Source organism: Oceanibaculum indicum P24 (assembly GCF_000299935.1).
Classification (GTDB): domain Bacteria; phylum Pseudomonadota; class Alphaproteobacteria; order Oceanibaculales; family Oceanibaculaceae; genus Oceanibaculum; species Oceanibaculum indicum.
Genome location: NZ_AMRL01000015.1, coordinates 29,596 through 56,087 on the forward strand (window position 1 = coordinate 29,596; position 26,492 = coordinate 56,087).

30 protein-coding genes are annotated in these 26,492 nt (G+C 66.3%); 18 read left to right on the forward strand and 12 right to left on the reverse strand.

What is annotated here, in order from left to right:
• Window positions 1-27: 27 nt before the first annotated feature.
• From P24_RS12120 to P24_RS12130, 3 genes are all read left to right on the forward strand, one after another.
• Window positions 28-1,437, forward strand: coding sequence for a DegQ family serine endoprotease (locus P24_RS12120; protein WP_051013135.1), 1,410 nt, complete (start codon window positions 28-30; stop codon window positions 1,435-1,437).
• Between the two features lie 205 nt (window positions 1,438-1,642).
• On the forward strand, window positions 1,643-2,941 hold the full coding sequence (locus P24_RS12125) for a replication-associated recombination protein A (protein WP_008945021.1): 1,299 nt from the start codon (window positions 1,643-1,645) through the stop codon (window positions 2,939-2,941).
• Window positions 2,942-2,947: 6 nt separating this feature from the next.
• Window positions 2,948-3,817 carry a hypothetical protein gene (locus P24_RS12130; RefSeq protein ID WP_008945022.1) on the forward strand — a complete coding sequence of 290 codons (870 nt, stop codon included), beginning with the start codon at window positions 2,948-2,950 and terminating at the stop codon, window positions 3,815-3,817.
• 24 nt (window positions 3,818-3,841) lie between these two features.
• On the opposite strand, the gene P24_RS12135 is transcribed toward P24_RS12130, so the two are convergent.
• Window positions 3,842-4,621, reverse strand: coding sequence for a sulfotransferase family protein (locus tag P24_RS12135; RefSeq protein ID WP_008945023.1), 780 nt, complete (start codon window positions 4,619-4,621; stop codon window positions 3,842-3,844).
• The gene (locus tag P24_RS12140) at window positions 4,618-5,433 is read right to left on the reverse strand and encodes a sulfotransferase family protein (protein ID WP_008945024.1); all 816 of its coding nucleotides are present in this window, start codon (window positions 5,431-5,433) and stop codon (window positions 4,618-4,620) included. The genes P24_RS12135 and P24_RS12140 overlap by 4 nt, the downstream gene beginning before the upstream one ends.
• Window positions 5,434-5,624: 191 nt before the next feature.
• On the opposite strand from P24_RS12140, the gene P24_RS12145 reads away from it, so the two are divergent.
• From P24_RS12145 to P24_RS12170, 6 genes are all read left to right on the forward strand, one after another.
• A complete protein-coding gene (locus P24_RS12145; RefSeq protein ID WP_008945025.1) occupies window positions 5,625-6,497 on the forward strand; it encodes an ABC transporter permease in 873 nt (290 codons plus the stop codon).
• Window positions 6,498-6,505: 8 nt separating this feature from the next.
• On the forward strand, window positions 6,506-7,339 hold the full coding sequence (locus tag P24_RS20080; RefSeq protein ID WP_008945026.1) for a family 2 glycosyl transferase: 834 nt from the start codon (window positions 6,506-6,508) through the stop codon (window positions 7,337-7,339).
• Window positions 7,336-8,637 (forward strand): glycosyltransferase family 4 protein, encoded by a 1,302-nt coding sequence (locus P24_RS19280; protein ID WP_008945027.1) that lies wholly within the window; start codon window positions 7,336-7,338, stop codon window positions 8,635-8,637. Before P24_RS20080 ends, P24_RS19280 begins: the two co-directional genes overlap by 4 nt.
• 72 nt (window positions 8,638-8,709) lie before the next feature.
• A complete protein-coding gene (locus P24_RS12160) occupies window positions 8,710-9,387 on the forward strand; it encodes a dienelactone hydrolase family protein (RefSeq protein WP_008945028.1) in 678 nt (225 codons plus the stop codon).
• An 87-nt stretch (window positions 9,388-9,474) separates the two neighbouring features.
• On the forward strand, window positions 9,475-9,828 hold the full coding sequence (locus tag P24_RS12165) for a DUF1428 domain-containing protein (protein ID WP_008945029.1): 354 nt from the start codon (window positions 9,475-9,477) through the stop codon (window positions 9,826-9,828).
• A gap of 2 nt (window positions 9,829-9,830) precedes the next feature.
• A complete protein-coding gene (locus tag P24_RS12170; protein ID WP_040707571.1) occupies window positions 9,831-10,307 on the forward strand; it encodes a VOC family protein in 477 nt (158 codons plus the stop codon).
• A gap of 4 nt (window positions 10,308-10,311) precedes the next feature.
• Here the strand turns inward: P24_RS12170 and P24_RS12175 are convergent, their stop codons facing one another.
• The 4 genes from P24_RS12175 to petA form a co-directional block, all read right to left on the reverse strand.
• Entirely contained in the window at window positions 10,312-11,196 is an 885-nt protein-coding gene (locus P24_RS12175) for an S-methyl-5'-thioadenosine phosphorylase (RefSeq protein ID WP_008945031.1), read from the reverse strand.
• Window positions 11,197-11,323: 127 nt separating this feature from the next.
• Window positions 11,324-12,091, reverse strand: a complete 768-nt coding sequence (locus tag P24_RS12180; protein WP_008945032.1) for a cytochrome c1 — start codon at window positions 12,089-12,091, stop codon at window positions 11,324-11,326.
• Window positions 12,091-13,341, reverse strand: a complete 1,251-nt coding sequence (locus P24_RS12185) for a cytochrome b (RefSeq protein WP_008945033.1) — start codon at window positions 13,339-13,341, stop codon at window positions 12,091-12,093. Before P24_RS12185 ends, P24_RS12180 begins: the two co-directional genes overlap by 1 nt.
• Before the next feature lie 11 nt (window positions 13,342-13,352).
• Entirely contained in the window at window positions 13,353-13,919 is a 567-nt protein-coding gene (gene petA / locus P24_RS12190; RefSeq protein WP_008945034.1) for a ubiquinol-cytochrome c reductase iron-sulfur subunit, read from the reverse strand.
• 182 nt (window positions 13,920-14,101) lie between these two features.
• Here petA and P24_RS12195 point away from each other — a divergent pair, with 182 nt between their 5' ends.
• The 5 genes from P24_RS12195 to P24_RS12215 all read left to right on the forward strand — a co-directional run bounded on the left by P24_RS12195 (window position 14,102) and on the right by P24_RS12215 (window position 18,519).
• Window positions 14,102-14,584, forward strand: coding sequence for a tRNA (cytidine(34)-2'-O)-methyltransferase (locus P24_RS12195; protein WP_040707573.1), 483 nt, complete (start codon window positions 14,102-14,104; stop codon window positions 14,582-14,584).
• An 8-nt stretch (window positions 14,585-14,592) separates the two neighbouring features.
• Window positions 14,593-15,444 (forward strand): oxygen-dependent coproporphyrinogen oxidase, encoded by an 852-nt coding sequence (gene hemF, locus P24_RS12200; RefSeq protein WP_008945036.1) that lies wholly within the window; start codon window positions 14,593-14,595, stop codon window positions 15,442-15,444.
• 87 nt (window positions 15,445-15,531) lie between these two features.
• Window positions 15,532-16,743 carry a 3-sulfinopropanoyl-CoA desulfinase gene (gene acdA / locus P24_RS12205; RefSeq protein WP_008945037.1) on the forward strand — a complete coding sequence of 404 codons (1,212 nt, stop codon included), beginning with the start codon at window positions 15,532-15,534 and terminating at the stop codon, window positions 16,741-16,743.
• Window positions 16,744-16,866: 123 nt separating this feature from the next.
• Window positions 16,867-18,288 carry a class II fumarate hydratase gene (fumC, locus tag P24_RS12210; RefSeq protein WP_008945038.1) on the forward strand — a complete coding sequence of 474 codons (1,422 nt, stop codon included), beginning with the start codon at window positions 16,867-16,869 and terminating at the stop codon, window positions 18,286-18,288.
• 6 nt (window positions 18,289-18,294) lie between these two features.
• A complete protein-coding gene (locus P24_RS12215; protein ID WP_008945039.1) occupies window positions 18,295-18,519 on the forward strand; it encodes a ribbon-helix-helix domain-containing protein in 225 nt (74 codons plus the stop codon).
• Between the two features lie 20 nt (window positions 18,520-18,539).
• Here P24_RS12215 and P24_RS19285 read toward each other — a convergent pair whose 3' ends face one another.
• The 4 genes from P24_RS19285 to P24_RS12235 all read right to left on the reverse strand — a co-directional run bounded on the left by P24_RS19285 (window position 18,540) and on the right by P24_RS12235 (window position 21,136).
• Window positions 18,540-19,232, reverse strand: a complete 693-nt coding sequence (locus P24_RS19285; protein WP_008945040.1) for a class I SAM-dependent methyltransferase — start codon at window positions 19,230-19,232, stop codon at window positions 18,540-18,542.
• Window positions 19,172-19,414: a phosphoribosylformylglycinamidine synthase subunit PurS gene (gene purS, locus P24_RS12225; protein WP_008945041.1), complete on the reverse strand. Its 243-nt coding sequence runs from the start codon at window positions 19,412-19,414 to the stop codon at window positions 19,172-19,174. The genes P24_RS19285 and purS overlap by 61 nt, the downstream gene beginning before the upstream one ends.
• A gap of 49 nt (window positions 19,415-19,463) precedes the next feature.
• Window positions 19,464-20,228, reverse strand: a complete 765-nt coding sequence (gene purC, locus P24_RS12230; RefSeq protein ID WP_008945042.1) for a phosphoribosylaminoimidazolesuccinocarboxamide synthase — start codon at window positions 20,226-20,228, stop codon at window positions 19,464-19,466.
• A 134-nt stretch (window positions 20,229-20,362) separates the two neighbouring features.
• A complete protein-coding gene (locus P24_RS12235; protein ID WP_008945043.1) occupies window positions 20,363-21,136 on the reverse strand; it encodes an NRDE family protein in 774 nt (257 codons plus the stop codon).
• 136 nt (window positions 21,137-21,272) lie between these two features.
• Here P24_RS12235 and P24_RS12240 point away from each other — a divergent pair, with 136 nt between their 5' ends.
• Window positions 21,273-21,593, forward strand: coding sequence for a DUF1476 domain-containing protein (locus P24_RS12240; RefSeq protein WP_008945044.1), 321 nt, complete (start codon window positions 21,273-21,275; stop codon window positions 21,591-21,593).
• 178 nt (window positions 21,594-21,771) lie between these two features.
• Here the strand turns inward: P24_RS12240 and purB are convergent, their stop codons facing one another.
• Complete coding sequence (gene purB, locus P24_RS12245; RefSeq protein ID WP_008945045.1) at window positions 21,772-23,073, reverse strand: adenylosuccinate lyase; 1,302 nt, start codon at window positions 23,071-23,073, stop codon at window positions 21,772-21,774.
• A gap of 112 nt (window positions 23,074-23,185) precedes the next feature.
• Between purB and mtnA the strand changes: the two genes are divergently transcribed.
• The 3 genes from mtnA to P24_RS12260 are packed head-to-tail and all read left to right on the forward strand — an operon-like array spanning window position 23,186 to window position 26,285.
• Complete coding sequence (gene mtnA / locus P24_RS12250; RefSeq protein ID WP_008945046.1) at window positions 23,186-24,295, forward strand: S-methyl-5-thioribose-1-phosphate isomerase; 1,110 nt, start codon at window positions 23,186-23,188, stop codon at window positions 24,293-24,295.
• Window positions 24,292-24,945, forward strand: coding sequence for a class II aldolase/adducin family protein (locus P24_RS12255; RefSeq protein WP_008945047.1), 654 nt, complete (start codon window positions 24,292-24,294; stop codon window positions 24,943-24,945). The genes mtnA and P24_RS12255 overlap by 4 nt, the downstream gene beginning before the upstream one ends.
• Before the next feature lie 17 nt (window positions 24,946-24,962).
• Window positions 24,963-26,285 carry an aspartate aminotransferase family protein gene (locus P24_RS12260; RefSeq protein WP_008945048.1) on the forward strand — a complete coding sequence of 441 codons (1,323 nt, stop codon included), beginning with the start codon at window positions 24,963-24,965 and terminating at the stop codon, window positions 26,283-26,285.
• Here the strand turns inward: P24_RS12260 and P24_RS12265 are convergent.
• Window positions 26,274-26,465: a YqaE/Pmp3 family membrane protein gene (locus P24_RS12265; protein WP_008945049.1), complete on the reverse strand. Its 192-nt coding sequence runs from the start codon at window positions 26,463-26,465 to the stop codon at window positions 26,274-26,276. The genes P24_RS12260 and P24_RS12265 overlap by 12 nt on opposite strands.
• Window positions 26,466-26,492: the final 27 nt, after the last annotated feature.

Below are 26,492 nucleotides of genomic sequence, written 5' to 3' on the forward strand. Positions count from 1 at the left end.
GCCGCAAACGGTACCTACATAGTCGCCATGAACCGGATCAAGCCCTTCCTCGCCGCCTTAATTCTGCTGGTCGCCGCGCTAGCGCCCGGCGCGTCCTCCGCACAGCAGCGCGCGGTACCGCCCGATGCCCAGACGCTGCGCTATTCCTTCGCGCCGCTGGTGAAGGAGGCCGCCCCCGCGGTGGTCAACATCTTCACCCGCAAGGTGGTACAGCAGCGGATGTCGCCGCTGTTCAACGACCCGTTCTTCCGGCGCTTCTTCGGCGACAGTTTCGGCGCCCCGCGCGAGCGCGTGCAGAATTCGCTGGGCTCCGGCGTCATCGTGCGGCCGGACGGGCTGATCCTCACCAACCACCATGTCATCGACGGCGCCGACGAGATTCGCGTCGTGCTGTCCGACCGGCGCGAATTCCCCGCCAAGCTGGTCTATGACGAGGAGCGCACCGACCTCGCCGTCCTGAAGGTCGAAGCCAATGGCGAGGCGCTGCCGCATCTGGAACTCGGCGACAGCGACCGGGTGGAGGTCGGCGATCTGGTGCTGGCCATCGGCAATCCGTTCGGCGTCGGCCAGACGGTGACCAGCGGCATCGTCTCGGCGGTGGCACGCACCCAGGTCGGCATCACCGACTACAGCTTCTTCATCCAGACCGACGCCGCCATCAACCCCGGCAATTCCGGCGGCGCCCTCATCACGCTGGATGGCCGGCTGGTCGGCGTGAACACCGCCATCTATTCGCGCAACAATGCGGGCTCCGTCGGCATCGGCTTCGCGGTGCCGTCGAACATGGTGCGCACTGTTATCCTGGCCGCCGAGACCGGCAGCGCCGCCCGGCCCTGGATCGGTGCCGGCGGGCAGAGCGTGACGGCGGACCTGGCCAGCGCGCTGGGCCTGCCGCGCCCCGTCGGCGTGCTGATCGGCGAGGTGTATCCCGGCGGACCGGCGGACCGCGCGGGGCTGCGCCAGGGCGATGTTGTCACCCATGTGAACGGCATCGAACTGCAGGACGCGCAGGCGCTGCGTTACCGCATCGCCACGCAGCCGATGGGCGGCACCGCGGAACTGACCGTGCTGCGCAAGGGGCGCGAGACGAAACTCACCTTCGATCTGCAGCCGCCGCCGGAGACACCGCCGCGCGACGAGACCGTGCTGGAGGGCACGCACCCCTTCGCCGGCGCACGGGTCGCCAATTTGAACCCCGCCTATGCGGAAGAACTCGGGCTGGACGGCTTCGCCACCGGCGTCATCGTCTCCGGCGTGGCGCGCGGCTCCCCCGCTGAGCGGCTGTCGCTGCGCGCCGGCGACATCGTGCTGCAGGTGAACGGCCGCAAGATCGGGCTGGTGCGGGAGCTGCAACAGGCGCTGTCCGGCCGCGCCCAGCAATGGCAGCTTTCCATCCGCCGCGGCGACCGCGTGCTGGAAACCACCGTACAGGGGTAGTTGTCAGGAAATCTCCCCTCCCCCGCCATCCACTCCATCCGTCACCCCCGCACTTGTTGCGGGGGTCCAGGCTTCCGCTCGCTAGATCGTCGGTCGAGTAAGCTGAATTCTGGATTCCCCGGACGCCCATGGGGGACAAGCCCGGGAATGACAAAGGAGGGAACGCCCATTCCCCCACGCACCGGGCCGCATTAGAGTAGCCGCCATGTCGCTGTTCGAATCCCAGGCTCCGCGTCCGCTGGCCGACCGTCTGCGCCCCGCCCATATCGGCGAGGTGGTCGGGCAGGACCATCTGCTCAGCCCCGATGCGCCGATCGGGCGGATGCTGGCGGCCGGGCGGCTGGCCTCGATGATCCTGTGGGGCCCGCCGGGCTGCGGCAAGACCACAATCGCCCGGCTTCTGGCCGACCGTACCAGCCTCTATTTCGAGCCGCTGTCCGCCGTGTTCTCCGGCGTCGCCGATCTGCGCAAGGTGTTCGAGTCTGCGAAACACCGCCGGCAGGGCGGCGGCCAGGGCACGCTGCTGTTCGTGGACGAAATCCACCGCTTCAACCGGGCGCAGCAGGACGGCTTCCTGCCCTATGTCGAGGATGGCACGGTGACGCTGGTGGGGGCGACCACCGAGAACCCCTCCTTCGAGCTGAACGCCGCGCTGCTGTCGCGCTGCCAGGTGATGGTGCTGCGCCGGCTGGACGATGCCGCGCTGGAGCTGCTGCTGTCCCGCGCAGAGGCGCTGGAAGGCCGCCCGCTGCCGGTGACGCCGGAGGCGCGCGAGGCGCTGCGCGCCATGGCCGATGGCGATGGCCGGTTCCTGCTGAACCTGGCGGAGGAGGTGTTCACCCTGCACGCGCCGGAGCCGCTGGATGCCGCAAGGCTGGCCGCCACGGTGCAGCGCCGCGCGCCGGTCTATGACAAGGACCGGGAGGGGCACTACAACCTTATCAGCGCCTTGCACAAATCCTTGCGCGGCAGCGATGTGGACGCGGCCCTCTACTGGTTCGCGCGCATGCTGGATGGCGGCGAGGACCCGCTCTATATCGCCCGCCGGCTGATCCGCTTCGCCGTGGAGGATATCGGCCTCGCCGACCCGCAGGCCGTGGTGCAGGCGATGGCTGGCACGGAGACCTATGAACGCCTCGGCAGCCCGGAGGGCGAGCTGGCGCTGGCGCAGGTGGTGATCTACCTGGGCACCGCGCCGAAATCCAACGCCGGCTACAAGGCCTATGGCGCGGCGCGGCGCTCGGCCAAGGAGACCGGCTCGCTGATGCCGCCGATGCATATCCTGAACGCGCCGACGCGGATGATGAAGGATATCGGCTATGGCAAGGGCTACCAGTATGACCATGATGCCGAGGAAGGCTTTTCCGGCCAGAATTATTTCCCCGACGGCATGCCGCGGCAGCGCTTCTACAACCCGCCGGAGCGCGGCTTCGAGCGCGAACTGGTGAAGCGCCTGGATTATTGGGCGAAGCTGCGCGCGAAGCGGCAAAGTGGCGATGCGTGAGCGGCGATGCGTGAGCGGTTCGACTGCTATATCGGCATCGACTGGTCAGGGGCGAAGGGCCGCTACAGCGGCATCGCCCTCGCCGAATGCCGCGCCGACGGACCGGGCCCGCGCCTGATCGCGCCGGAGGACAGCCGCTGGACACGCAGCACGGTCGCAGATTATCTGGGCCGACGCATCGCGGCGGGCGAGCGGCTGCTGGCCGGTTTCGACTTCGCCTTCGGCTTCCCCTGGATCGAAGGCGAGGGCTATCTGGCCGGGCGGACAAAGCACATCACCGACGCCTTCGCCCTGTGGGAACTGATCGAGCAGGCCAGCGCCGAGGCACCGGATTTCCATGCCGGCCCGCTGGTGACGCACCCGGCCTTCGCCCCCTCCTACTGGGTCAGTGGCACGCAGAAACCCGGCTGGCGCAACGACAAGCGTGTGACCGAAACCGCCTGCGGCGAGGCAACCTCCACCTACCCTGAGACCGTGTTCAAGTTGATCGGGGCGAAGCAGGTCGGCAAGGCAGCGCTGGCCGGCATCCGCACGCTGCGGGCCATCCGGCGGGCGGCACCGGCACAGGTCGCGGTCTGGCCGTTCGAGGATGCGGACAAGCCCACTGTGCTGGCAGAAATCTACCCCACCCTGTTCCGACGGCAGGCGCTGGGCAGCACGACCAAGATCAAGGACCGCGCCACGCTGGATACGGCCCTCACCGCACTGGAAAGCGCCCCAGCAGCAGGGGCGCCAGAACGGCTCACCGATCATGAGGGCGATGCGCTGATCTCGGCGGCAGGGCTGCGCTGGCTGGACCGTGCCGGGAAGCTGTTCACGCTGCCGGAAGAGGCAGAACCACAGGCCCGCCGCGAAGGCTGGATCGTAGGCGTTTAGTCAGGGGCGTTTAATCGGGGGCGTCTAACGCCCAAGAAGCCGGTCGAGCCAGGATTTCGGCGCCGTTCCCATCGCCCGGTCGTTCGCTTCCAGCCAGGCCGACAGGTCGCGCTTCAGATAATCCTGCAGGGCAAGAATCTGCGGCCGGTACAGCCGTGCCAGATAGGCATGCAGCGAAGGGCGGATCGGCACGCCCGTCCCCTCATTATAGCGGGCGTTCAGCTTCTCTTCCGGCAGGTCGCGGAAGAAGCCGGGATCGACGCCCAGATGGTCGGCGCAGCCCATCAGCACGGCGCGGGGATCTGCCACCACCTCGTCATAGAGGAACCAGCGCAGCCGCTCCCCCTCGAACTGACGCAACCAGGCCTGCATGCAGGATTTGTAGTCGCCCCTACAGCGCGAGCCGGCGGAATTGAAATGGTCGATGAACCACTGGTCGGAGGCTTCCTCGACTGTCATTTCGGCGCGCGGCACGGCCATCAGCGCGCCGGACCAGGCGCGCTCCACCGGGTTGCGCATCAGGTAGAGCAGCCGGATATCGGGAAATTCGCGCCGCACCTCGGCGATCAGCTCATGCGAGAGGATGGCATAGGCCGGGGTGATCTCCCCCGCCTTGGTGCCTGCCGGCGCCGGGGCAAACTGCGCGCGGTACCAGTCGAGTCCGAGCGCCCGGTCGCGGTCCCAGAAATGCAGCTCCTTCACCGGCGGCAGATAGAGGCCGGGATGCTCGCGCAGCATAAAATAGAGCCAGGTGGAACCGCTCTTCTGCGCACCCAGCCCGAGGAAGGAGAGGCTGCCGCTCATGCTGCCCGCCTGGCCTCGAACAAACGCGTCGCATGCTCGTAGAGCGCGATATCCAGCCGGTTGATCTCCTCCAGCCGGTGGATCGTCGCCGCAGAGAGGTCGGCGCGCGACAGGGCATTCGGCTTGCCGGTATCGGGATTGAAGGCGGACACGTTGCGGCGCGGCGCAGGGCCGTCATACGGCACGCCCAGCCACCGCCCCAGCCAGCGCACCGATTCATCAAAGCGCTCGGCCAGCCCGACCATCGCGCAGCGGTCCAGCGTCTGCTTCGCCTGTACCAGCAGCGCCTGCGGATCGGCATCGCGCGCGGCCTCGGCGGTCAGTTCCTGCAGCCCCCGGAAGGGCGGCCCCTGGATCTTCAGCGCCGCCAGGTCGAGCGGCAACCCCAGCGAGCGCGTCTGGTAATCCGCCAGCATATGCGCGATCTCCGGCTCCGCCAGGCAGGCCGTCACATCGCCGCGCCGCGCCACCACCGCCTTGTGCAGCGCCGTGCCGGGATTGCGGAAATGCGCATTGATCTGCGAGATGGTCCGGTCCACAGGGTCGCGCAACAGGGTGAAGATCGTCAGCGACTCCGCCTGGGCGCGCGGCAGCAGCGACAGCAGGCCAAGACCGAAATGCCCGCGGAAATAATCGTAGCTCTTGATCCGTGGCGCCGGCAGCGACAGCAACTCCGGCACCAGCCCCGCCGGGCAGGTTCGCTCCATCGCAAAGGCGCGCTGCGCCACCGTGGCAAAGGAGGTGCCCGCCGTCTTGTTGATGTGCAGGAAATAGACCGGCGGCTGCGGGGCGAGAGCGGCGGCAAGAGGCATGGCGGGCGGCGGTCCCGGCTGTTGGGATAGGGTTACGATACTGCGTCCGGGTTTAACGCGGTCCGGGCATCAGGGGAAGGGGAAGGTCGCTGTGCTGCCGTCCCTCCCGGCTTGCCATACGGCAGCGCACGGCCTATGCATGGCCGCTGACGCGCGCGAAACCGCCTGCAAACGCTTAAGGAACAGCACCGGTGAGTGTCCCTGCCAGATCCGATGAACCGGCGATCCTGCGGTCGCGCCTGTTGCAGGCACCGGCTGGCGTGTTCGGCAGCCTGTTCGGCCACCGCCAGCTGATCGGCCAGATGGCGATGCAGGAGGTGCGGTCGCGCTATCGCGGCTCGGTGCTGGGGCTGTTCTGGTCCTTCGGCAATCCGCTGCTGCAGCTGGCCATCTATACGCTGGTGTTCGGCTATATCTTCGAGGCGCGCTGGGGCATCGCGGCGGACAGCGAGGCCGGCGGCGGCAAGCTGGGCTTTGCCGTCATGCTGTTCAGCGGGCTGGTGCTGCATGGCTTCATCGTCGAATGCCTGACGCGCGGCCCGACGCTGCTGCACCAGCACGCCAATCTGGTGAAGCGCGTGGTGTTCCCGCTGGAGGTGTTGCCCTGGGTGCTGGTGGCCTCCGCCCTGTTCCATCTGGCGGTCGGCCTCGGCGTGCTGGTGCTGGCCGTACTGGCGGTGTTCGGCGGCCTGCCCTGGACGGCAATTCTGGCGCCGCTGACGCTGGTATCGCTGGTGCTGATGGGCGTCGGCGTGGCCTGGTTCCTGGCATCGGTGGGGCTGTATTTCCGCGACATCGTGCAGGCGACCGGCCCGCTGTCGATGATCCTGCTGTTCATCGGCCCGATCCTGTTCCCGGTGGAACGGCTGCCGGGCATCTTCCAGAAGCTGATCCTGCTGAACCCGCTGACCATCCCGGTGGAGCAGCTGCGCGCCGTGCTGGTGCTGGGCCGCCTGCCCGACTGGACCTTGCTGGGCTGGCACCTGCTGGCCGGCCTCATTGTCGCCTGGATCGGCTATTACTGGTTCGCCCGCACCCGCAAGAGCTTCGCCGACATTCTCTGATTCTGCCCATGACCGCGCCCGTCACCTTCATCCTCGGCATGCACAACAGCGGCACCTCGCTGCTGGCGCGACTGGCCGCCCTGCTGGGGCTGGAGCTGGGACCGGAGGTACTGACCCGCGACAGTTTCGAGGCGAAGCCCGCCTATGATTACTGGGAACATGCCGGCATCGTGGAATTGCAGGATGAGGCGCTCCACCTGCTGAACCGGCACTGGAGCACGCCGCAGAGCCACCTGCCGATCCCGCAGGATGCTTGGGACGGGCCGGAGATAACCCGCATCGCCGGGGCGCTGGGCGCCATCCTCGACCGCGAACTGACAGCCGCCGTTGGCAAGCCCTGGGGCTTCAAGGACCCGCGCACTGTCCGACTGCTGCCCCTGTGGCGCCGGCTGCTGGCAAGGCGCGGGCTTGCGGCACGCTATCTCATCAGCCTGCGCGATCCGGCCATCGTCACCGCTTCCTTCGCCGACAAGGGGCGGGTCACCCCGGCCGATGCGGAGGCGCTGTGGCGGCGCAGCTATCTGGAGGCGCTTTCCTACAGCGAAGGCGCGCCCCGGCTTGTCGTCGATTACGATGCCTGGCTGGACCAGCCAGAGCGTCAGGCCGCCGCCCTTGCCGCTTTCCTCGGCCAGCCGCAGGCGGCAGACGACGCGCTGGCTGCCGTGCGCGATGCCATCGACCCATCCCTGCGCCGCACCCGCGCCAGCCAGCTGCGCCTTGCCCCCTTCACCGTGGCGACCGCGGAATGCCTGCGCGCCATGATCGGCGGGCGCGAGCCGGCAGCGCGTATCGCCGCCCTGCTCGACCGGGCGGCTGCTACCGACCGCCGCAGCGCCGCATGACGCGCTATCCGCTGCTGGCCGACGACACGCCCGCCCTTGGGCCGGAGGACGCACAGGGCGCGCCACGGCACCGCATCATCATCGTCACCGCCGAGATCTTGGGGCCGGTCCGCAATGGTGGCATCGCCACGGCGCTGACCGGCCTTGCTGAGGTGCTGGCGGAAGCCGGGCATCATGTCACCGTGCTGTTTATTGATCTGGCCGGCACGATGCAGCAGGAAGACAGGCAGGACCGCTGGGCCGAGCTGTATGGCAGGCGCGGCATCCGCCTGGCCTTCCTGCACGAGGATGCCTACCGGGATCGTAGCCCGCTGGCCCTGTCGCTGCAGGTCACCAGCTGGCTGGCCGGCGAGCGCGCCGACATCGTGCATTTCCACGACTGGATCGGACTGGGGCACGAGACGGTCCGGACCATGCGGATGGGCCAGGGCTTCATCGACACACTGCTGGTGATCGGCGCGCACGGCCCCAGCGCCTGGGCGGCGGAAGGCAACGGCCTGCCGAACGACCCGGAGCAGGAACGGATCGAACGCTACGCCATCGAACAGGCCGATGTGCTGATCGCCCCCAGCCATTACCTGCTGGGTTGGATGGAGGCGCGCGGCTGGCAACTGCCAAAGCGTCATTACGTGCAGCAGAACCTTCTGCCGCGCGGTGAGGGCACCGGGGCGCCGGTACCGCGCCAGGGCCTGCCAGTCAGGGAACTGGTCTTCTTCGGGCGGCTGGAACCGCGCAAGGGCGTGCTGCTGTTCTGCGACGCGCTGGACCGGCTGGCCGCGAATGGAATTTTTGCCCGGCATGACGGGCTGAAAATCACCTTCCTCGGCAAATCGACCCCCATCGAAGGCATGGAGGGACGGGATTATGTCGCCGGCCGCGCCGCCGGCTGGCCGGTCGGGACAGACTTTGTCAGCGATCTCGACAGCACCGATGCGCTGGCCTATCTCGAGGCACCCGGCCGGCTGGCCATCATGCCGTCGCTGATCGAGAATTCGCCCTGCACCGTGCTGGAATGCCTGCTGGGCAACATTCCCTTCCTGGCCGCCGATGTCGGCGGCGTGGCCGAACTGATCGCCCCGGAGGACCGCGACCGGCTGCTGTTCGCGCCCTCCGCCGAGGCCCTGGCGAAAGCGCTGACCGAACGGCTGGCAGCAGGCGCCGCAACCGGTCGTCCGGCGATCCCGCAGGAGGAAGTCCGGCGCGTCTGGACCGGCTGGCATATCCGGCCCAGCCGGCCGCATCAGGCGCTGATTGCCCGGCTGCTGCTCAGCCTGCGCAAACTGTTGCGGCGGAAATAGCCGCCACCTTTCTTCCTTTGCCCGGACCGTTTACCCTGCCGCGAAATCCATTCCGCCGCAGGAGCTGACGCGATGAGCGAGACGATGAAGCAGCAGATCGAACTGACCGCCGCCGATGGCCACAAGTTCGATGCCTACATGGCCGGGCCGGCCGGCAAGCCCAGGGGCGGGCTGGTCGTCATTCAGGAAATCTTCGGTGTGAACCCGCATATCCGCAGCGTCTGCGACGGCTTCGCCGCCGATGGCTATCTGTGCGTGTCGCCTGCCCTGTTCGACCGCACCGAGCGCAAGGTGGAGCTGGGCTACGACCAGGCCGGCATCGCGCGCGGGCGGGAGCTGCGGTCGAAGGTCAGCTGGGACGAGGTGATGCTGGACATGGCCGCCGCCGTCGAAGCCGCGTCCGCCGCCGGCAAGGTCGGCACAGTCGGCTATTGCTGGGGCGGCTCGGTCTCCTTCCTGTGCGCGACACGCCTGCCGGTGCAGGGCGCCGTGGTCTATTACGGCGGGCAGATCGTCCCGTTCAAGGACGAGACGGCCAACGCCCCGCTGCTGATGCATTTCGGCGAGGCCGACAAGGGCATCCCGCTCAGCGATGTGGACCAGATTCGCAAGGCGCAGCCACAGGCCGCGATCCACATCTACCCGGCCGATCACGGCTTCAACTGCGACGCCCGTGGCTCCTTCGAGCCGACCAGCGCCCGCATCGCCCGCGACCGCACGCTGGATTTCTTCAAGCAGCATATCGGCTGATTTTTAGGAGCCTTCTTCTCCCGGTCTTTGACAGGCTTCATATAAGTTGATATCAACTTATTAAGATCGCCTAACCGGAGAATGAAAATGAAATATGTGCAGGGTTTCGTGGCCGCCGTGCCGGCCGCCAACAAGGAGATTTACAAGGCCCATGCCAACGAGGCCGTTGCCCTGTTCAAGGAATTCGGCGTCACCCGCATGGTGGAATGCTGGGAAGACGATGTGCCGGACGGTCAGGTCACCGATTTTCGCCGCGCCGTGCAGGCGAAGCCTGACGAGAAGATCGTCTTCAGCTGGTTCGAATTCCCGTCGAAAGAAGTGCGTGACGAGGCTAACCGCAAGATGATGTCCGACCCGCGCATGCAGCAGATGGGCGAGAAGATGCCATTCGACGGCAAGCGCATGATCTTCGGCGGCTTCGTGCCGATCCTGGACCTCTGACCATGGCCAGGGTCAGCCAACATCTGTGGTTCGAGAAGGATATGGAGGCGGCGCTGCGCCTCTATGTCTCGCTCATCCCCGGCTCGTCGCTGGACTGGCTGTCCGGCCTGCCCGCCGACACGCCCAGCGGCCCGGCAGGCAGCGTGCGCCTTGCAGGGTTCACGCTGGGCGACCAGCGCTACATGGCCATCGAGGCCGGTCCGCTCGACCCGTTCAACCACAGCTTCTCGATCATGCTGGAATGCGCCGACCAGGCGGAGATCGACCGGCTTTGGGCGGCACTGTCCGACGGCGGCAGCACCGAGCAGTGCGGCTGGCTGCGCGACCGCTGGGGGTTGTGTTGGCAGATCGTCCCGAAGCGGCTGGGCGAACTGATGAGCGACCCGGACCCCGACCGGGTGAAACGGGTGACCGAGGCGATGCTGCGCATGACCAAATTCGACATCGCCGGGCTGGAACAGGCCGCCGCCGGCAACTGACGTCTCAACTCCGCAGGGCGCGCCCCGCCACAGCATCCAGCTTCGCCACCAGCGTCGGATCGCGGCTCTCCGGCGCGGTGATGATGGCGTGATCAAGGGCATGGTGGCAGCCCTTCTCGCACGCTGCCTCGCGGTCCTTCAGACGCGGTATGGCCGCCTTCACCAGACTACGGGCCTTGTCCGCATTGGACAGCAGCACCTTCACGACCTGCTCGACCGTCACATGGTCATGGTCGGGGTGCCAGCAGTCGAAATCCGTCACCATGGCGACGCTGGCGTAGCACAGCTCCGCCTCCCGCGCGAGCTTGGCCTCGGGCATGTTGGTCATGCCGATCACGTCGCAGCCCCAGCTGCGATACAGCTTCGATTCCGCCTTGGTGGAGAATTGCAGCCCTTCCATCGCCAGATAGGTGCCGCCCTCGACCAGGCGGATGCCGGTCTCAGTCGCCGCATCCAGCAGATGCCCGCCCAGCCGGCCGCAGACCGGATGCGCGACCGAGACATGGGCGACGCAGCCCTGGCCGAAGAAGCTCTTCTCGCGGGCGAAGGTGCGGTCAATGAACTGGTCCACCAGCACGAAGGTGCCCGGCTCCAGATCCTCCCGCAGGCTGCCAACCGCGCTGACCGACAGGATTTCGGTGACGCCGGCCCGCTTCAGCGCATCGATATTGGCGCGGTAATTGATGCTGGACGGGCTCAGCGGATGCCCCCGCCCATGACGCGGCAGGAACACCACCGGCATACCGTCCAGTGTCGCGAACAGCAGCTGGTCGGACGGCTGGCCCCAGGGCGACTCGACCGTGCGCCATTCCTTGTCTGTCAGCCCGTCCAGATCATAGACGCCGCTGCCGCCGATGATGCCGACCACCGGCCGTGCCGATTCTGCCATTCTCTTGCTCCCCAGATATCGCAAGCGCCGCAGTTTGGTCGCTCGAGACCAGTGGATCAAGTCCGGGCACCACAAACGAAAAGGGCGCCGTCGCCGGCGCCCTCTCCGTCACGCATGAGCGGTGTGCTTACTTCTTCACATCCGCCCAGATCTTGCGCATCGAGCCGTAGGCAAGGCCAGTCAGCACGATCAGGAACAGCATGACGCTGATGCCCATCTGCTTGCGGCGCTCCATCTCCGGCTCGGCGGCCCAGGCCAGGAAGGTCGTGATGTCACGGGCCTGCTGCTCAATGGTCGCCGCGGTGCCGTCGGCATAGGTCACGCCATCGGGGTAGATCGGCTGCGCCATGGCGATCTGATGGCCGGGGAAGTAGGCGTTGTAGTTCATCCCCTCCATCATCGTCACGTCAGCCGGCGCTTCCTGATAGCCGGTCAGCAAGGCATAGAGGTAATCCGCCCCGTTCGGACGGGCCTTCACGATCAGCGACAGGTCCGGCGGATAGGCGCCGCCATTGGCGAAACGCGCTGCCTTCTCGTTGGCGAAGGGCCGGGCGAACTTGTCCGACGGCTCGGCGGGACGCTCGAACATCTCGCCATCGTCGTTCGGGCCGTCCGTCACCGTATAGCCGGCGGCGATCGCCTTCACTTCCGCCTCGTTGAAGCCGAGGTCCGCAAGATTGCGGTAGCTCAGGTGATAGGCGCCGTGGCAGGTCGAGCAGACTTCCTTATAGACCTGGAAACCCCGCTGGGCGGCGGCACGGTCGAAGGTGCCGAAGATGCCCGAGAAGCTCCAGTCCTGCTTGGGAACCGCAACGCCCTCGGCGGCATTGGCCCCGGCCGGCAGGGCCAGCAGCAGCGCGATGGCAGTCAGGCTACGCGATACGAGCTTACGCATTACTGCTTCTCCATCGGGGCTGCGGGCGCGGAGGCGAAACCGGAACCCGTCACCGGCTTGGAAATGCTTGCCGGCAGGGGTTTCGGCCGCTCGATGACGCTGAGCAGCGGCAGGATGATCAGGAAGTGGATGAAGTAGTAGGCGGTGGCGATACGGCCGATGACGATATAGATGCCCTCAGCCGGCATGGCGCCGATATAGCCCAGCACGATGCAGTCCAGCAGCAGAATCCAGAAGAACTGCTTGTACAGCGGCCGGAAGGCGGCGCTGCGCACCGGCGAGCGGTCGAGCCAGGGCAGCACGAACAGCACCGCGATGGCCGCGAACATCAGCAGCACGCCACCCAGCTTGTCCGGCACCGCGCGCAGGATCGCGTAGAACGGCAGGAAGTACCATTCCGGCACGATGTGCGCCGGCGTGACCAGCGGGTTGGCCGGGATGTAGTTGTCCGGATGGCCCATATAGTTTGGCGCGAAGAACACGAAGCCGGCGAACACCAGGAAGAACACGCACAGGCCGAAGAAGTCCTTCACCGTGTAGTACGGGTGGAAGGGGATCGTGTCCTGCGGGCCCTTGGCCTCGATGCCGATCGGGTTGTTCGAGCCAAAGCGGTGCAGCGCCACCAGGTGCAGCACGACCAGCCCGACGATCACGAAGGGCAGCAGGTAGTGCAGCGCGAAGAAGCGGTTGAGCGTCGGGTTATCGACCGAGAAGCCGCCCCACATCCAGGTCACGATGCTCTCGCCGACCAGCGGGATGGCGGAGAACAGGTTGGTGATGACGGTGGCGCCCCAGAAGCTCATCTGGCCCCACGGCAGCACATAGCCCATGAAGGCGGTCGCCATCATCGCCAGCAGGATCAGCACGCCCAGACCCCAGAGGATCTCGCGCGGCGCCTTGTAGGAGCCGTAATAGAGCCCGCGGAAGATGTGGATATACACCACGATGAAGAACATCGAGGCGCCGTTCATGTGGATGTAGCGGATCAGCCAGCCATAATTCACGTCGCGCATGATCCGCTCCACGCTCTCGAAGGCGTAGTCGGTGTGCGCGGTGTAGTGCATCGCCAGCGTGATGCCGGTGATCAGCATGACGACCAGCGTGATGCCGGCCAGCGAACCGAAATTCCAGAAATAGTTCAGGTTCTTCGGCGTCGGGTATTCATGCAGCTCATGGTGCATGAAGGTGAAAACCGGCAGCCGGTGGTCGATCCACCGAATGACCGGGTTCGTCGTCGTGAAACCGCTCATCGAAGGAACTCCTAGCCGATGCGGATGCGGGTGTCGCTCAGGAACTGGTACTCGGGAACCGGCAGGTTCTCCGGAGCCGGCCCCTTGCGGATTCGACCCGACGTATCGTAGTGCGAGCCGTGGCACGGGCAGAACCAGCCACCGAACTCGCCGCGCGGCTGGGTCGAGCTCTGGCCCAGCGGGATGCAGCCCAGATGCGTGCACACGCCAACGACGACCAGCCATTCCGGCTTTTCCGTCCGGGCGGTATCGGCCTGCGGATCAGGCAGGTCGCCCAGAGGAACGGCCGTCGCCTCTTCGATCTCCGTCGCCGTGCGGTGGCGGATGAAGACCGGCTTGCCGCGCCAGCTGACCGTGATCGCCTGACCTTCGGCAATCTTGCTGATATCGACTTCGGTGGAGGCCAGGGCCAGCGTATCCGCCGCCGGGTTCCACTGGTCGATGAACGGCCAAGCGATCGCCGCGGCGCCTACAGCGCCAACACCGACCGTCGCCAGATGCAGGAAATCACGCCGGGTGCCTTCGCCGTGCGCACCCTGTGCGCCGCCTGCGGTGCCCGACTGTGCGGTTTGCGCCATTACTTTCCCCCGTACAGGCCTGTCTTATAGGCTTCACAAAATACTACGGTGCCGCCAGGGGACATCGCGACACTCTGTCGCATCGTGCCAACCGCGATCCCCACCCCTGCCGGGCGCGTCGGGTATAATGCAATCCGACACGATTGCAAAGCACAACACAGCCCAGGCGAAAACCTACTGCCATGCACCTTGCCCTGTTTCAACCGGATATTCCACAAAACGCAGGCGCCATCATGCGTCTGGGCGCCTGCCTCGGCGTCCCGGTGGACCTGATCGAACCCGCCGGTTTCATCCTCGACGACCGGCGGATGCGGCGTGCGGGCATGGATTACATCGACCGGCTGACGCTGATCCGCCATGCCTCATGGGAACGGTTCCTGGCCGACCGCGCGCCGGGACGGCTGGTGCTGCTGACCACGAAGGCGGCCACGCCCTATACCGGCTTCGACTTCCGGCCTGACGACATCCTGATTCTGGGGCGGGAGAGCAGCGGCGTACCCGATCATGTGCATGAGGCCGCCGATGCGCGCCTTGTCATTCCCTTGCTGCCCGGCCTGCGTTCGATCAATGTCGCCCAGGCAGCCGCTATGGTGCTGGGCGAGGCGCTGCGGCAGACTGGTGGCTTTCCCGCCGCCCAAACGCTCGCCAATCAGGCCGGAGGATAAGAAGAAACATGAACGACACCCTGACCGAATCCCGCAAGCAACAGGCCACCGACTGGTTCCGAGAGCTGCGCGACCGCATCTGCGCCGCCTTCGAGGCGCTGGAGGACCGCTATACCGGCGCGCTCTCCGACCTGCCGGCCGGCCGCTTCGAGCGCAAGGAATGGGACCGGCCGGAAGGCGGCGGCGGCGTCATGTCCGTCATGCGCGGCCGGGTGTTCGAGAAGGTGGGGGTGAACATCTCCACCGTGCATGGCGAGTTCTCCGAACAGTTCCGCGCGCAGATACCGGGCGCGGACAAGGACCCGCGCTTCTGGGCCTCGGGCATCTCGCTGGTGGCGCACATGCGCTCGCCGCTGGTGCCGGCGGTGCACATGAACACCCGCCATATCGTGACCACCAAGGCCTGGTTCGGCGGCGGCTCCGACCTGACGCCGATGGTGCCGGACGATGAGGATACCGCCTTCTTCCACGGCACGCTGAAATCCGCCTGCGACCGCCATGGCGCCGACTATTACGAGCGCTTCAAGAAATGGTGCGACGAGTATTTCTTCCTGCCGCACCGGGGCGAGCCGCGCGGCGTCGGCGGCATTTTCTATGACTACCTCGACAAGGACTGGGAGAAGGATTTCGCCTTCACCCGCGATATCGGCCTCGCCTTCCTGGAGGCCTATCCGGCCCTGGTGGGCAAGCATATGGAGAGGCCCTGGACCGAGGAGCAGCGCGAGCACCAGCTGGTGCGGCGCGGCCGCTATGTCGAGTTCAACCTGCTGCATGACCGCGGCACCAAGTTCGGCCTGATGACCGGCGGCAACACCGAGGCGATCCTGATGTCGATGCCGCCCGTGGCGAAGTGGCCGTAAGGCTGCCCTGCATCGAAGGTGCTTTGCCGCCGCCGGCTCATGCCCTAGATTCCCGGCAAAACCAATCAAAGCCCTGAGGAAACGACCATGACCCGCCTGACCGACGCCCAGCTTGCCTTCCGCGCCCGCGCCCGCGAGCTGGCGCAGACCGTGATCGCCCCGCGCGCCGCCGAGGTGGACCGCAGCGAACAGTACCCCTGGGACAATGTGGCCGCGATGCGCGATGCCGGCTTCTTCGGCATGACCATCCCGCAGGCCTATGGCGGCCAGGGGCTGGGCTATCTGGAGACCTGCCTGCTGATCGAGGAAATGGCAAAGGTCTGCGGCGTCACCGGCCGCATCGCGGTGGAAGCCAATATGGGCGCCATCGGCGCGATCATGGCCTATGGCACCGAGGCACAGAAGAAGCTGGCCGCCAGCCTAGTGCTGAAGGGCGACAAGCCGGCCATCTGCATCACCGAGCCGGACGCCGGCAGTGCCGCCACCGAGATGACGACCCGCGCCGAAAAGAAGGGCGACCGCTACACCATCAACGGCAAGAAGCACTGGATCACCGGCGGCGGCATCTCCAAGCTGCACCTGATCTTCGCCCGCGTGTTCGAGGATGGCGTGGAACAGGGCATCGGCGGCTTCATCGCGGTGCGCGACCCAGAAAATGGCATCGAGCCGAAGGGCCTGCGTATCGGCAAGCGCGAGCCGACCATGGGGCTGCGCGGCATCCCCGAGACCGAGGTCATCTTCGAGAATCTGGAAGTCCCCGCCGACATGGCGCTGGTCCCGCCGGAGGGCATCCGGCGCGGCTTCGCCGGGCTGATGAACGCCTATAACAGCCAGCGCGTTGGCGCCGCCACCGTGGCGCTGGGCATCGCGGCCGGCGCCTACGAGACGGCGCTGGAATTCGTGAAGAAGCGCGAGCAGTTCGGCCGGCCGATCTTCGAGTTCCAGGGGCTGCAATTCATGCTGGCCGACATGTCGATCAATGTGGAGGCAGCGCGCGCCCTGATCCACAACGCCGCGATCAGCGACCACCCCTTCCCGGAGCCGACCGCCGCTGCGCAGGCCAAGGTCTTCGCCTCCGAAATGGCGGTCACCGTGACCAACAACGCCCTGCAGCTGCATGGCGCCGCCGGCTATTCGCGCAACAACCCGCTGGAACGCATGGTGCGCGACGCCCGCATGTTCACCATCGGCGGCGGTACCGCACAGGTGCTGCGCACCATGGTCGCCTCGCGCATCCTGGGCAAGAAGCTGCCGCAGACCCGCGACGGCTATCTGAACCAGCCGCGAGCTGCAGAATAGGGCAGCGGAATAGCCGAGTTATGACAACGACGGCATAGCTCCCCCGCCCTACCGGAGGGTGCATTCGTTTTTCTGGCAACCCATATGTCCTTGCAATCGTTTCGCAAGGACCATGAGGATGTCATGACCGAATCCGCCGACCGCGACGCATACCGGGACGAAAGCGATACGATGGGCACCGTGAAGGTACCTGCCGACCGCCTGTGGGGCGCGCAGACCCAGCGTTCCCTGCAGAATTTCCGTATCGGCGGCGAACGCATGCCCGCCCCCCTGATCCACGCCTTCGGCATCCAGAAGCAGGCTGCCGCCCTGGCCAACATGGCGCTGGGCGTGCTGGAGAAGAAGCTGGGGGACGCCATCGTGACCGCCGCCGGCGAGGTGGCGGATGGCACGCTGGCCGACGAGTTCCCCCTGGTGGTCTGGCAGACCGGCAGCGGCACCCAGACCAACATGAACGCCAATGAGGTGATCGCCAACCGCGCGAACGAGCTGCTGGGCGGCCAGCGCGGCACGAAGTCGCCGGTGCACCCGAACGACCATGTGAACCGCAGCCAGTCCTCCAACGACAGTTTCCCGACCGTGATGCATATCGCGGCGGCCAGCGAGATCGTGAATCGCCTGCTGCCCGCGCTGCGCCATCTGCACGCGGCACTGGAGGCGAAGAGCCGTGCCTTCGCGGACATCGTGAAGATCGGCCGCACCCATCTGCAGGACGCCACGCCGCTGACGCTGGGCCAGGAATTTTCCGGCTATGCCACACAGGTCGCCTACGGCATCACGCGCATCGAAGGAACACTGCCCCGGCTGTACGAGTTGGCGCAGGGCGGCACTGCCGTCGGCACCGGCCTGAACGCGCCGGAAGGGTTCGACACCGCCTTCGCCGCCGAGGCCGCGCGCCTGACCGGCCTGCCCTTCGTGACTGCGCCCAACAAGTTCGAGGCGCTGGCCGCGCATGATGCGCTGGTCGAGGCGTCCGGCGCGCTGAACACGCTGGCCGTGTCGCTGATGAAGATTGCCAACGACATCCGCCTGCTGGGTTCCGGCCCGCGTTCCGGCCTTGCCGAGCTGCGCCTGCCGGAGAACGAACCCGGCTCCTCCATCATGCCGGGCAAGGTGAACCCGACCCAGGCCGAGGCGCTGACCATGGTGTGTGCGCAGGTGATGGGCAATCACACCACGATCACCGTCGCCGGCATGAGCGGCCATCTGGAGCTGAACGTGTTCAAACCGGTGATCGCTTACAACGCGCTGCAGTCGATCCGGCTGCTGGCCGACGCCGCGCTCAGCTTCACCGACAATTGCCTCGCCGGCATCGAGGCCGACGGCACCCGCATCTCCGAGCATGTCGAGCGCTCGCTCATGCTGGTCACCGCGCTGGCCCCGCATATCGGCTATGACAAGGCGGCTTCTGTCGCGAAAAAGGCACATTCAGACGGTAAGACATTACGCGAGACGGCACTTGCCCTCGGCTATGTCGATGCCGATTCGTTCGATCGCTGGGTCGATCCGCACCAGATGATCGCCCCGACCCGCAAGGGGGAGTAAGGAACCGTGAGTGCGACAACCATCCGCAAGCGTTCGGTCGTGATTGCCGGCCACCGCACCAGCGTTTCGCTGGAGGATATCTTCTGGGAACAGCTGCAGTCGCTGGCCAAGCGCCAACGCCTGTCCGTGAACGCGCTGGTCGAAAGCATCGACCGTGACCGCGCCGCAAACCTGTCCAGCGCCATCCGCGTGTTCGTGCTGGAACAGCTGCTGGAGCGCGAGGCCAGCTGAGGCTTGGCTAAGCCGCCTGGTTAATTGACGTCCGGCAGATCCCGGTACAGGTAGATCGCGAAATCGCTGTAGAAATATTCGTGCCGTAACAGCAGGCGTGGCGTCAGGCCGCGGCAGAATTCCAGCGTGCGCAGCGGGTCGAGCCGGAGGAACCCCTCTTCATTCTCCGACCGGTCCCAGCTCGATAGCGAGGTAAAGGCGACCCCCCGGCGGCAGGCCCGGAACAGCGCGGCGATGGTCTCCCGCGCCTCCTCCTCGGTCATTTCCACGAAAATGCCGCTGGCGACCACAATGTCCGCCTGCCAGCGTTCCGGCGCATCGCGGATATCGGCACAGTCGAAACTTACATCGAAACCATCGGCGAAGCGGGCGCGGCGCGCACGCTCAACCATCTGCGGCAGCATATCGATGCCGATATACCGGCCCTGAAAATCATGCTCGCCCAGATAGGTCGCGAAATCGCCAAGCCCGCAGCCGGCATCCAGCACCGTATCATCCGGCTTGATGCCGATATCGGCCAGTGCGATGAAGCGGACGGACTGCTCGAAGATATTGGGCCATGCCTGGGCTTCCGGCCCAATGCGGTGGCGGTCCAGCCGGGGCAGGTACAGCGCCTCCAGCCGGCGCCGGTACTCGCTGTCGGCTGGCGCCTTCAGGCCACCACCTCGACGGAATAATTCTCGATCACCGTATTGGCCAGCAGCTTGCGGCACATCTCCTCCGCCGCTGCCTTGGCCTTCGCCGGGTCGCTCTCCGCGAGATCGAGTTCGATATACTTGCCCTGGCGGACATCGCCGATACCGGTGAAGCCCAGCACCTCCAGCGCATGGTGGATCGCCTTGCCCTGCGGGTCGAGAACGCCGTTCTTCAGCGTGATATGTACTTTCGCCTTCACAGATTCCGCTTTCCGTTAGTCGCAGAAAAACACTACAGCAGCCCGGCGGCTACTGCATCACCTTCGGGCCCTTCATGTCGGTCGGGCCGCCCTCAGGCAGGATGCCCAGACGCCGCGCAACCTCCTGATAGGCCTCCTTCACGCCGCCCAGATCCTGACGGAAGCGGTCCTTGTCCATCTTCTCGTTGGTCTTGGCGTCCCACAGCCGCATATTGTCCGGGCTAAGCTCGTCGGCGAGCACGATGCGCATCTCGTCCTCATTGTACAGCCGGCCGAACTCCAGCTTGAAATCGACGAGCCGGAGGCCGATGCCGACAAACAGGCCGGTCAGGAAATCGTTCACCCGCAGCGACAGCGCCAGGATGTCGTCGATCTCCTGCGTCGTCGCCCAGCCGAAGGCGGTGATGTGCTCTTCCGAGATCATCGGGTCGCCCAGCGAATCCGACTTGTAATAATATTCGACGATGGCGCGCGGCAGCAGCTGGCCTTCCGGCACGCCGAAGCGCTTCACCAGCGAGCCGGCGGCGACATTGCGGATCACCACCTCGACCGGAATGATCTCCACCTCGCGGACCAGCTGCTCGCGCATGTTCAGCCGGCGCACGAAATGGGTCGGGATGCCGATTTCGACCAGACGCTGCATCAGGAACTCGGAGATGCGGTTGTTCAGCACCCCCTTGCCGGTGATGACGCCATGCTTCTGGTTGTTGAAGGCGGTGGCGTCGTCCTTGAAGTACTGCACCAGAGTGCCGGGCTCCGGTCCTTCGAACAGGACCTTGGCCTTGCCCTCATAGATGCGTCTGCGTCTGGCCATATGGAGAAACTCCCGAGAAGGAACCCCGTACAGGGGCAGCGCACGCTGCGCGGCCGCGCGCATGTCGCTTTCGCCTCCCTATAGCAGGAAGAAGGGGGCGAAACAATGTGAGTGAATCGGCAGGGCAGCCGCCGTCAGTCGAGCGCTACCGGCTCATAATCCGTCACGTCCGGGGCGCCGGGGGCGAACAGCCAGACCGGCTTTAGGAGCGCCTCGCCCGGTCCGGTCGGGCGCGGCAGCGCGATCAGCGAGGAGGAGACCGTGCCGAAGCCGCCGCCATTTTCGGTACGGATGGTCATGGCGCCGCGTGGACCCGCCTTGAAGTCATGCTCCGTGGCGGCCATCAGGTCGCGCCATGCCGCCCAGTCGCCGGTGACGGGGTCCGGCACGGCAGCCTGCTCGAACAGCGGCAAATAGCGGTCGATACGCGGGCTGGCGCGATCGTCGATATCGCGCGCGGTCAGCATGTGCAGCCCGGGCGGCAGTGGATGCAGCTCGACATGGCCGCCTTCCTCGCCAAGCCCGCGCAGCCAGTAGCCGCCATCGCTGTCGGCCAGCAGCATGTTGAAGGGGCGGTAGGCGGCGGGGTTGAGATCGGCCAGCGCTTCGGCCGCCAGCGCCGCATCGGCATGGTCCAGCGCGTCCAGCACCAGCTCGCCCCGGCTGCGCTTGCCGGGGGCCGGCCCCAGCGTGCCGACCCGGTTCAGGATCGCCGCCGCCACGCCGTGATCGTTGAGGCCGAGCCAGCTTCCGCCCGCCAGCACGTCGAGGCCGGCCACCACATCCGGCCGGTCTTCCCAGTGCCGGGCGGGCATCTGCCAGGGGCGCCCGGACATTTCGTCGCGGTTGGCGGCGATCAGGACCGGCCAGTCATGGCCGGGGCGATGCAGAAGGACGACAGTGCACATGGCGGGTTCCGGAAAACGTCACGAAATTGACTGTTCAGAATCGCTGGGCGATAGCGTAGATAAGGTCGCAACCCTATATGGGGAGTGAGTGGCGCGAATGCGCCGTCGGTACAAGGTAACAGAGCGGAGCAGCAGCATGGCGTCTTTCAGCGAGCGCGAACAGGCCTTCGAGAACAAGTTCAAGCATGATGCGGAACTCCGCTTCAAGATCATCGCGCGGCGCAACAAGCTGGTCGGGCTGTGGGCGGCCGAGCTGCTGGGCCATACCGGCGAAAAGGCCGATGAGTACGCCAAGAGCGTTGTCGCCGCGGACTTCGAGAAGCCCGGTCATGACGATGTCATCGAAAAGCTGATGGGCGATTTCCAGGCCGCCAAGGTCGAGATGAGCGAGCACCGTCTGCTGAAGAAGATGGAAGAGATGCTCGATGAGGCCCAGCGCCAGGTCACGACGGAGTAAGGCAATCCCACTCAACATGTCATTCCCGGGCTTGTCCCGGGAATCCAGGGTTCGGCTTACTCGACCGACGATCCAGTAAGCGGAAGCCTGGACCCCCGCAACAAGTGCGGGGGTGACGGTCCAAGAAAAAATGCCCGGGTCTTGCCCGGGCATTTGCTTTTCGGCTGGCTGTTCTGGCCTATTCCCCGAACACCCGGGCGAAGATCGTATCGACATGCTTGGTGTGGTAGCCCATGTCGAACAGCTCCTCCAGCTTCGCCTCGGACAGTTTCGCGGTCACGTCCTTGTCGGCCTTCAGCAGTTCCAGGAAATTGGCGCCGCGCTCCCAGACCTGCATCGCGTTGCGCTGCACGAGGCGGTAGGAATCCTCGCGGCTGGCGCCAGCCTGGGTGAGAGCCAGCAGCACACGCTGCGAGAACACCAGCCCGCCCAGCTGGTTCAGGTTCTTTTCGATGGCATCGGGATAGACCACCAGCTTGTCGATCACGCCGGTCAGCCGCGCCAGCGCGAAATCCAGCGTCACCGTGGCGTCGGGGGCGATCATCCGTTCCACCGAGGAATGGCTGATGTCGCGCTCGTGCCACAGCGCCACATTCTCCATCGCCGGGATCACCATGCCGCGCACGATGCGGGCAAGGCCGGTCAGGTTCTCGGTCAGCACCGGGTTGCGCTTGTGCGGCATGGCGGAGCTGCCCTTCTGGCCGGGCGAGAAATACTCCTCCGCCTCACGCACCTCGGTGCGCTGCAAATGGCGAACCTCGATGGCCAGATGCTCGATGGAGCTGGCGATAACGCCCAGCGTCGCAAAATACATCGCATGCCGGTCCCGCGGGATGACCTGGGTTGAAATCGGCTCCACTGCCAGACCCAGCTTCCTGGCGACATGGGCCTCGACGCGCGGATCGATATTGGCGAAGGTGCCGACCGCGCCGGAAATCGCGCAGGTGGCAATCTCGTCGCGCGCGGCGGCCAGCCGGTCGCGGTTGCGCTTGAACTCGGCATAGAAGGTGGCCAGCTTCAGCCCGAAGGTCACCGGCTCGGCATGGATGCCGTGGCTGCGGCCCATGCAGACCACATCCTTGTATTCGTAGGCCCGGCGCTTCAGCGCGGCCAGCAGCGCGTCCATATCCTCCAGCAATATGTCCGTCGCCTCGACCAGCTGGACCGACAGGCAGGTATCCAGCACGTCGGACGAGGTCATGCCCTGATGGACGAAGCGCGCTTCCTCGCCGACATGCTCGGCCAGGTTGGTCAGGAAGGCGATGACATCGTGCTTTACCTCACGCTCGATCTCGTCGATGCGCGCCGGATCGACCTTGCCCTGCCCGCGCTCCCACACCGCCTTGGCCGCTTCCTTCGGCACCACGCCCAGCTCGGCCAGCGCGTCGGTAGCGTGCGCCTCGATCTCGAACCAGATGCGGAAACGGTTCTCGGGCGACCAGATGGCGGTCATAGCCGGGCGGGAATAGCGCGGAATCATGGGCTCGTCTTCGTCGTTATGGAACGATGGGTGGAATATCGGGGCCGGAGTATAGCAATCCGGCCGCCGGGGCTATACTGAATTGGGCCACGCAACAGCAAGGAGGCATCGGATGAAGGTGAAGGGCACCCCGATGCGGCCGATCCAGCCGAGCGCGGACGGGCAAGCCGTATCGATCATCGACCAGACGAAGCTACCGCACGAGTTCGTGCTGGCGCGGCTGGAAACATTGGCCGACGCCGCGAACGCCATCCGCGCGATGCTGGTGCGCGGTGCGCCGCTGATCGGCGCCACGGCGGCCTATGGCGTATGGCTGGCGATGCGCGCCGACGCGTCCGACGAGGCGCTGGAGAACGCCATCGACACGCTGGCCGCCACAAGGCCGACCGCGATCAACCTGCGCTGGGCGCTGGAGGATATGCGCGGCACGCTGGCGCCGCTGCCACCCGCAGACCGGCCTGCTGCCGCCTTCGCCCGCGCCGGCGCCATCGCCGACGAAGATGTGGCGATCAACCATGCCATCGGCCGGCACGGTCTGGAGATCATCCGCCGCCTCGTCGCCGGCAAGCGGCCGGGCGAGCCGGTGAATATCCTGACCCACTGCAATGCCGGATGGCTGGCGACGGTGGATTGGGGCACCGCAACCTCGCCGATCTATCAGGCGCATGACGCAGGCATCCCGGTTCATGTCTGGGTGGACGAAACCCGCCCGCGCAACCAGGGGGCCGGGCTGACCGCGTGGGAGCTGGCCAATCACGGCGTGCCGCACAAGGTGATCGTCGATAATGCCGGCGGCCATCTGATGCAGCATGGCCTGGTGGACATGGTCATCGTCGGCACCGACCGCACCACCGCCACCGGCGATGTCTGCAACAAGATCGGCACCTATCTGAAGGCGCTGGCGGCACGCGACAATGGCGTGCCCTTCTATGTGGCGCTGCCCTCCCCCACCATCGACTGGTCGCTGTCCGACGGGCGCGCCATCCCCATCGAGGAGCGCGACGCCGCCGAGGTCACCCATGTCTGGGGCCGAACGGTGGATGGCGAGGTGCTGCCGGTGCGCGTCACGCCGGAGGAAAGCAGCGTGGCGAATTACGGCTTCGACGTCACGCCAGCGCGCCTCGTCACCGGCCTGATCACCGAGCGCGGCATCGCTGAGGCCAGCCGCGAGGGGCTGCTCGCACTGTTCCCGGAGTATCGCGCGCGGGCGGCCGGCGAATGAGCGCTCTGGACCTTCGGCAGGCGCTGATCGCGGCCTGCCGCCGGATGAACGCTCTCGGCATCAACCAGGGCAGCTCGGGCAATGCCAGCATCCGCCTGCCGGACGGGTCCGGCCTGCTGGTCACCCCTTCCAGCCTGCCCTATGAGGCGATGACGCCGGCAGACATCGTGGCGCTGGACTGGGACGGCAATCCCACCGGTCCGCGCCGTCCGTCCAGCGAATGGCGCTTTCATCTGGACATATTGAAGGCGCGGCCCGATGCCGGGGCGGTGCTGCACACCCATTCCATGTTCGCCGCCACCCTGGCCTGCCTCGGCAAGGGCATCCCCGCCTTCCATTACATGGTGGCGGTTGCCGGCGGGGCGGATATCCGCTGCTCCCCCTACGCCACCTTCGGCACGCCGGAATTGTCGGCCCATGCGGTTGCAGCGCTGGAAGACCGCAAGGCCTGCCTGCTGGGCAATCACGGCATGATCTGCCTTGAGGAGAATATCGAAAAGGCGCTGGCGCTTGCCGTCGAGGTGGAAACTCTTGCGGCGCAATACTGCCGCGCCCTGCAGATCGGCGAACCCCTCCTGTTGCCGGAGGAGGAGATGGCGCGGGTGCTGGAACGCTTCCGCCGCATGCGCTACGGTCAATCGCCCGACTAAGCGAAACGGAGACGATCATGGCGCTCGCGGCCGGCAGCAACATCACCCTCGACGCCGCGCTGCGCGAGGCCGAGGAACGCTTCACCGCCGCGAACCCGGAGAGCAGGCGTCTGCATGCCGAGGCGGCGAAGGCGATGCCCGGCGGCAATACCCGTACCGTGCTGTTCTACGAGCCTTTCCCGCTGACGCTGGCCAGCGGCGAGGGCTGCCATGTGCGCGATGCGGACGGGCATCTCTATACCGACTTCCTGGTGGAATATACGGCCGGCCTGTACGGCCATTCGCATCCGGTGATCCGGGGCGCCATCGAAGCGGCACTGTCCGACGGCATCGTGCTGGGCGGACCAAACCTGCTGGAGGCCCGCTTCGCCGCCGCTTTGTGCGACCGTTTCCCGGCGGTGGAGCGCATCCGCTTCTGCAATTCCGGCACCGAATCCAACATGTTCGCCCTGTCGGCGGCACGCGCCGCGACCGACCGCGACAAGGTGATGGCGTTCCGCGGCGGCTATCATGGCGGGGTGCTGTATTTTGCCGGGGCGAACCCGCTGAACGCCCCTTTCCCCATGGTCATGGCGGATTATAACGACGCGGAGAATGCTGCCCGGCAGATCGCGGCGGAGGGCGACCGCCTGGCCGCCGTCATCGTCGAGCCGATGCTGGGCTCCGGCGGCTGCATCCCGGCGGAACCGGCGTTCCTGCAGGCGCTGCGCGACGCCACGGCGAAGACCGGCGCGCTGCTGATCTTTGACGAGGTGATGACCTCTCGCCTCGCCCCCGGCGGGCTGCATGGCGAGCTGGGGATCACGCCTGATCTGGTGACGCTGGGCAAGTATCTGGGCGGCGGCCTGACCTTCGGCGCCTTCGGCGGGCGGGCGGAGATCATGGACCGGTTCGACCCGCGCCGGCCCGGTGCCTGGCCGCATGCCGGCACCTTCAACAACAATGTGCTGACGATGGCGGCGGGGCTGGCCGGGCTGACGCAGATCTACACGCCGGACACCGCCATCGCGCTGAACCGGCGCGGCGATGCGCTGCGCAACCGGCTGAACGGCATTGCCGAGGCAATGGGCCTGCCGATCCGGGCAACCGGGCGCGGCTCCATGATGTGCCTGCATGCCGCCAGCGGCCCGGTGCGCCGGCCCGCCGATGTGGCCGGCATGCCGAAGGCGCTGCGCGACCTGCTGCATCTGGACTTGCTGGAAAAAGGCCAGTACCTCGCCCGGCGCGGCATGATCAATTTGTCGCTGCCGATGGAAGCGCCGGATCTGGACGGGCTGGCCGCCGCCTTCGCGGAAGTGCTGGAAGCCCGCGCCGGCCTGATCGAGGCGTCAGTCGCCTAGCTTCGCCGCCCTGATCTTCTCGTCCGTATTATACTGGGACAGCGCGTAGATCGCCCAGAGAGCGGCCGGAATCCAGCCGATCAGCGTGATCTGCAGGATCAGGCAGATGATGCCGGCAATCGGCCGCCCGATGGTGAAGAACAGCAGGAAGGGCAGGAAGATCGCGATGATAAGGCGCATCGGGCCGGCTCCTTTTTGAGCGATTAA

Coding starts and splice junctions, on each gene's coding strand:
- P24_RS12130 (WP_008945022.1), top strand. CDS start 2,948: ATGCGTGAGCGGTTCGACTGCTATATCGGCATCGACTGGTCAGGGGCG.
- P24_RS12160 (WP_008945028.1), top strand. CDS start 8,710: ATGAGCGAGACGATGAAGCAGCAGATCGAACTGACCGCCGCCGATGGC.
- P24_RS19280 (WP_008945027.1), top strand. CDS start 7,336: ATGACGCGCTATCCGCTGCTGGCCGACGACACGCCCGCCCTTGGGCCG.
- purB (WP_008945045.1), bottom strand. CDS start 23,073: ATGATTCCGCGCTATTCCCGCCCGGCTATGACCGCCATCTGGTCGCCC.
- P24_RS12255 (WP_008945047.1), top strand. CDS start 24,292: ATGAGCGCTCTGGACCTTCGGCAGGCGCTGATCGCGGCCTGCCGCCGG.
- P24_RS12185 (WP_008945033.1), bottom strand. CDS start 13,341: ATGAGCGGTTTCACGACGACGAACCCGGTCATTCGGTGGATCGACCAC.
- P24_RS12260 (WP_008945048.1), top strand. CDS start 24,963: ATGGCGCTCGCGGCCGGCAGCAACATCACCCTCGACGCCGCGCTGCGC.
- P24_RS12235 (WP_008945043.1), bottom strand. CDS start 21,136: ATGTGCACTGTCGTCCTTCTGCATCGCCCCGGCCATGACTGGCCGGTC.
- purC (WP_008945042.1), bottom strand. CDS start 20,228: ATGGCCAGACGCAGACGCATCTATGAGGGCAAGGCCAAGGTCCTGTTC.
- mtnA (WP_008945046.1), top strand. CDS start 23,186: ATGAAGGTGAAGGGCACCCCGATGCGGCCGATCCAGCCGAGCGCGGAC.
- P24_RS12135 (WP_008945023.1), bottom strand. CDS start 4,621: ATGAGCGGCAGCCTCTCCTTCCTCGGGCTGGGTGCGCAGAAGAGCGGT.
- hemF (WP_008945036.1), top strand. CDS start 14,593: ATGAACGACACCCTGACCGAATCCCGCAAGCAACAGGCCACCGACTGG.
- acdA (WP_008945037.1), top strand. CDS start 15,532: ATGACCCGCCTGACCGACGCCCAGCTTGCCTTCCGCGCCCGCGCCCGC.
- P24_RS12140 (WP_008945024.1), bottom strand. CDS start 5,433: ATGCCTCTTGCCGCCGCTCTCGCCCCGCAGCCGCCGGTCTATTTCCTG.
- fumC (WP_008945038.1), top strand. CDS start 16,867: ATGACCGAATCCGCCGACCGCGACGCATACCGGGACGAAAGCGATACG.
- P24_RS12175 (WP_008945031.1), bottom strand. CDS start 11,196: ATGGCAGAATCGGCACGGCCGGTGGTCGGCATCATCGGCGGCAGCGGC.
- P24_RS12265 (WP_008945049.1), bottom strand. CDS start 26,465: ATGCGCCTTATCATCGCGATCTTCCTGCCCTTCCTGCTGTTCTTCACC.
- P24_RS12180 (WP_008945032.1), bottom strand. CDS start 12,091: ATGCGTAAGCTCGTATCGCGTAGCCTGACTGCCATCGCGCTGCTGCTG.
- P24_RS12195 (WP_040707573.1), top strand. CDS start 14,102: ATGCACCTTGCCCTGTTTCAACCGGATATTCCACAAAACGCAGGCGCC.
- P24_RS12165 (WP_008945029.1), top strand. CDS start 9,475: ATGAAATATGTGCAGGGTTTCGTGGCCGCCGTGCCGGCCGCCAACAAG.
- P24_RS12125 (WP_008945021.1), top strand. CDS start 1,643: ATGTCGCTGTTCGAATCCCAGGCTCCGCGTCCGCTGGCCGACCGTCTG.
- P24_RS20080 (WP_008945026.1), top strand. CDS start 6,506: ATGACCGCGCCCGTCACCTTCATCCTCGGCATGCACAACAGCGGCACC.
- P24_RS12120 (WP_051013135.1), top strand. CDS start 28: ATGAACCGGATCAAGCCCTTCCTCGCCGCCTTAATTCTGCTGGTCGCC.
- petA (WP_008945034.1), bottom strand. CDS start 13,919: ATGGCGCAAACCGCACAGTCGGGCACCGCAGGCGGCGCACAGGGTGCG.
- P24_RS12170 (WP_040707571.1), top strand. CDS start 9,831: ATGGCCAGGGTCAGCCAACATCTGTGGTTCGAGAAGGATATGGAGGCG.
- P24_RS12240 (WP_008945044.1), top strand. CDS start 21,273: ATGGCGTCTTTCAGCGAGCGCGAACAGGCCTTCGAGAACAAGTTCAAG.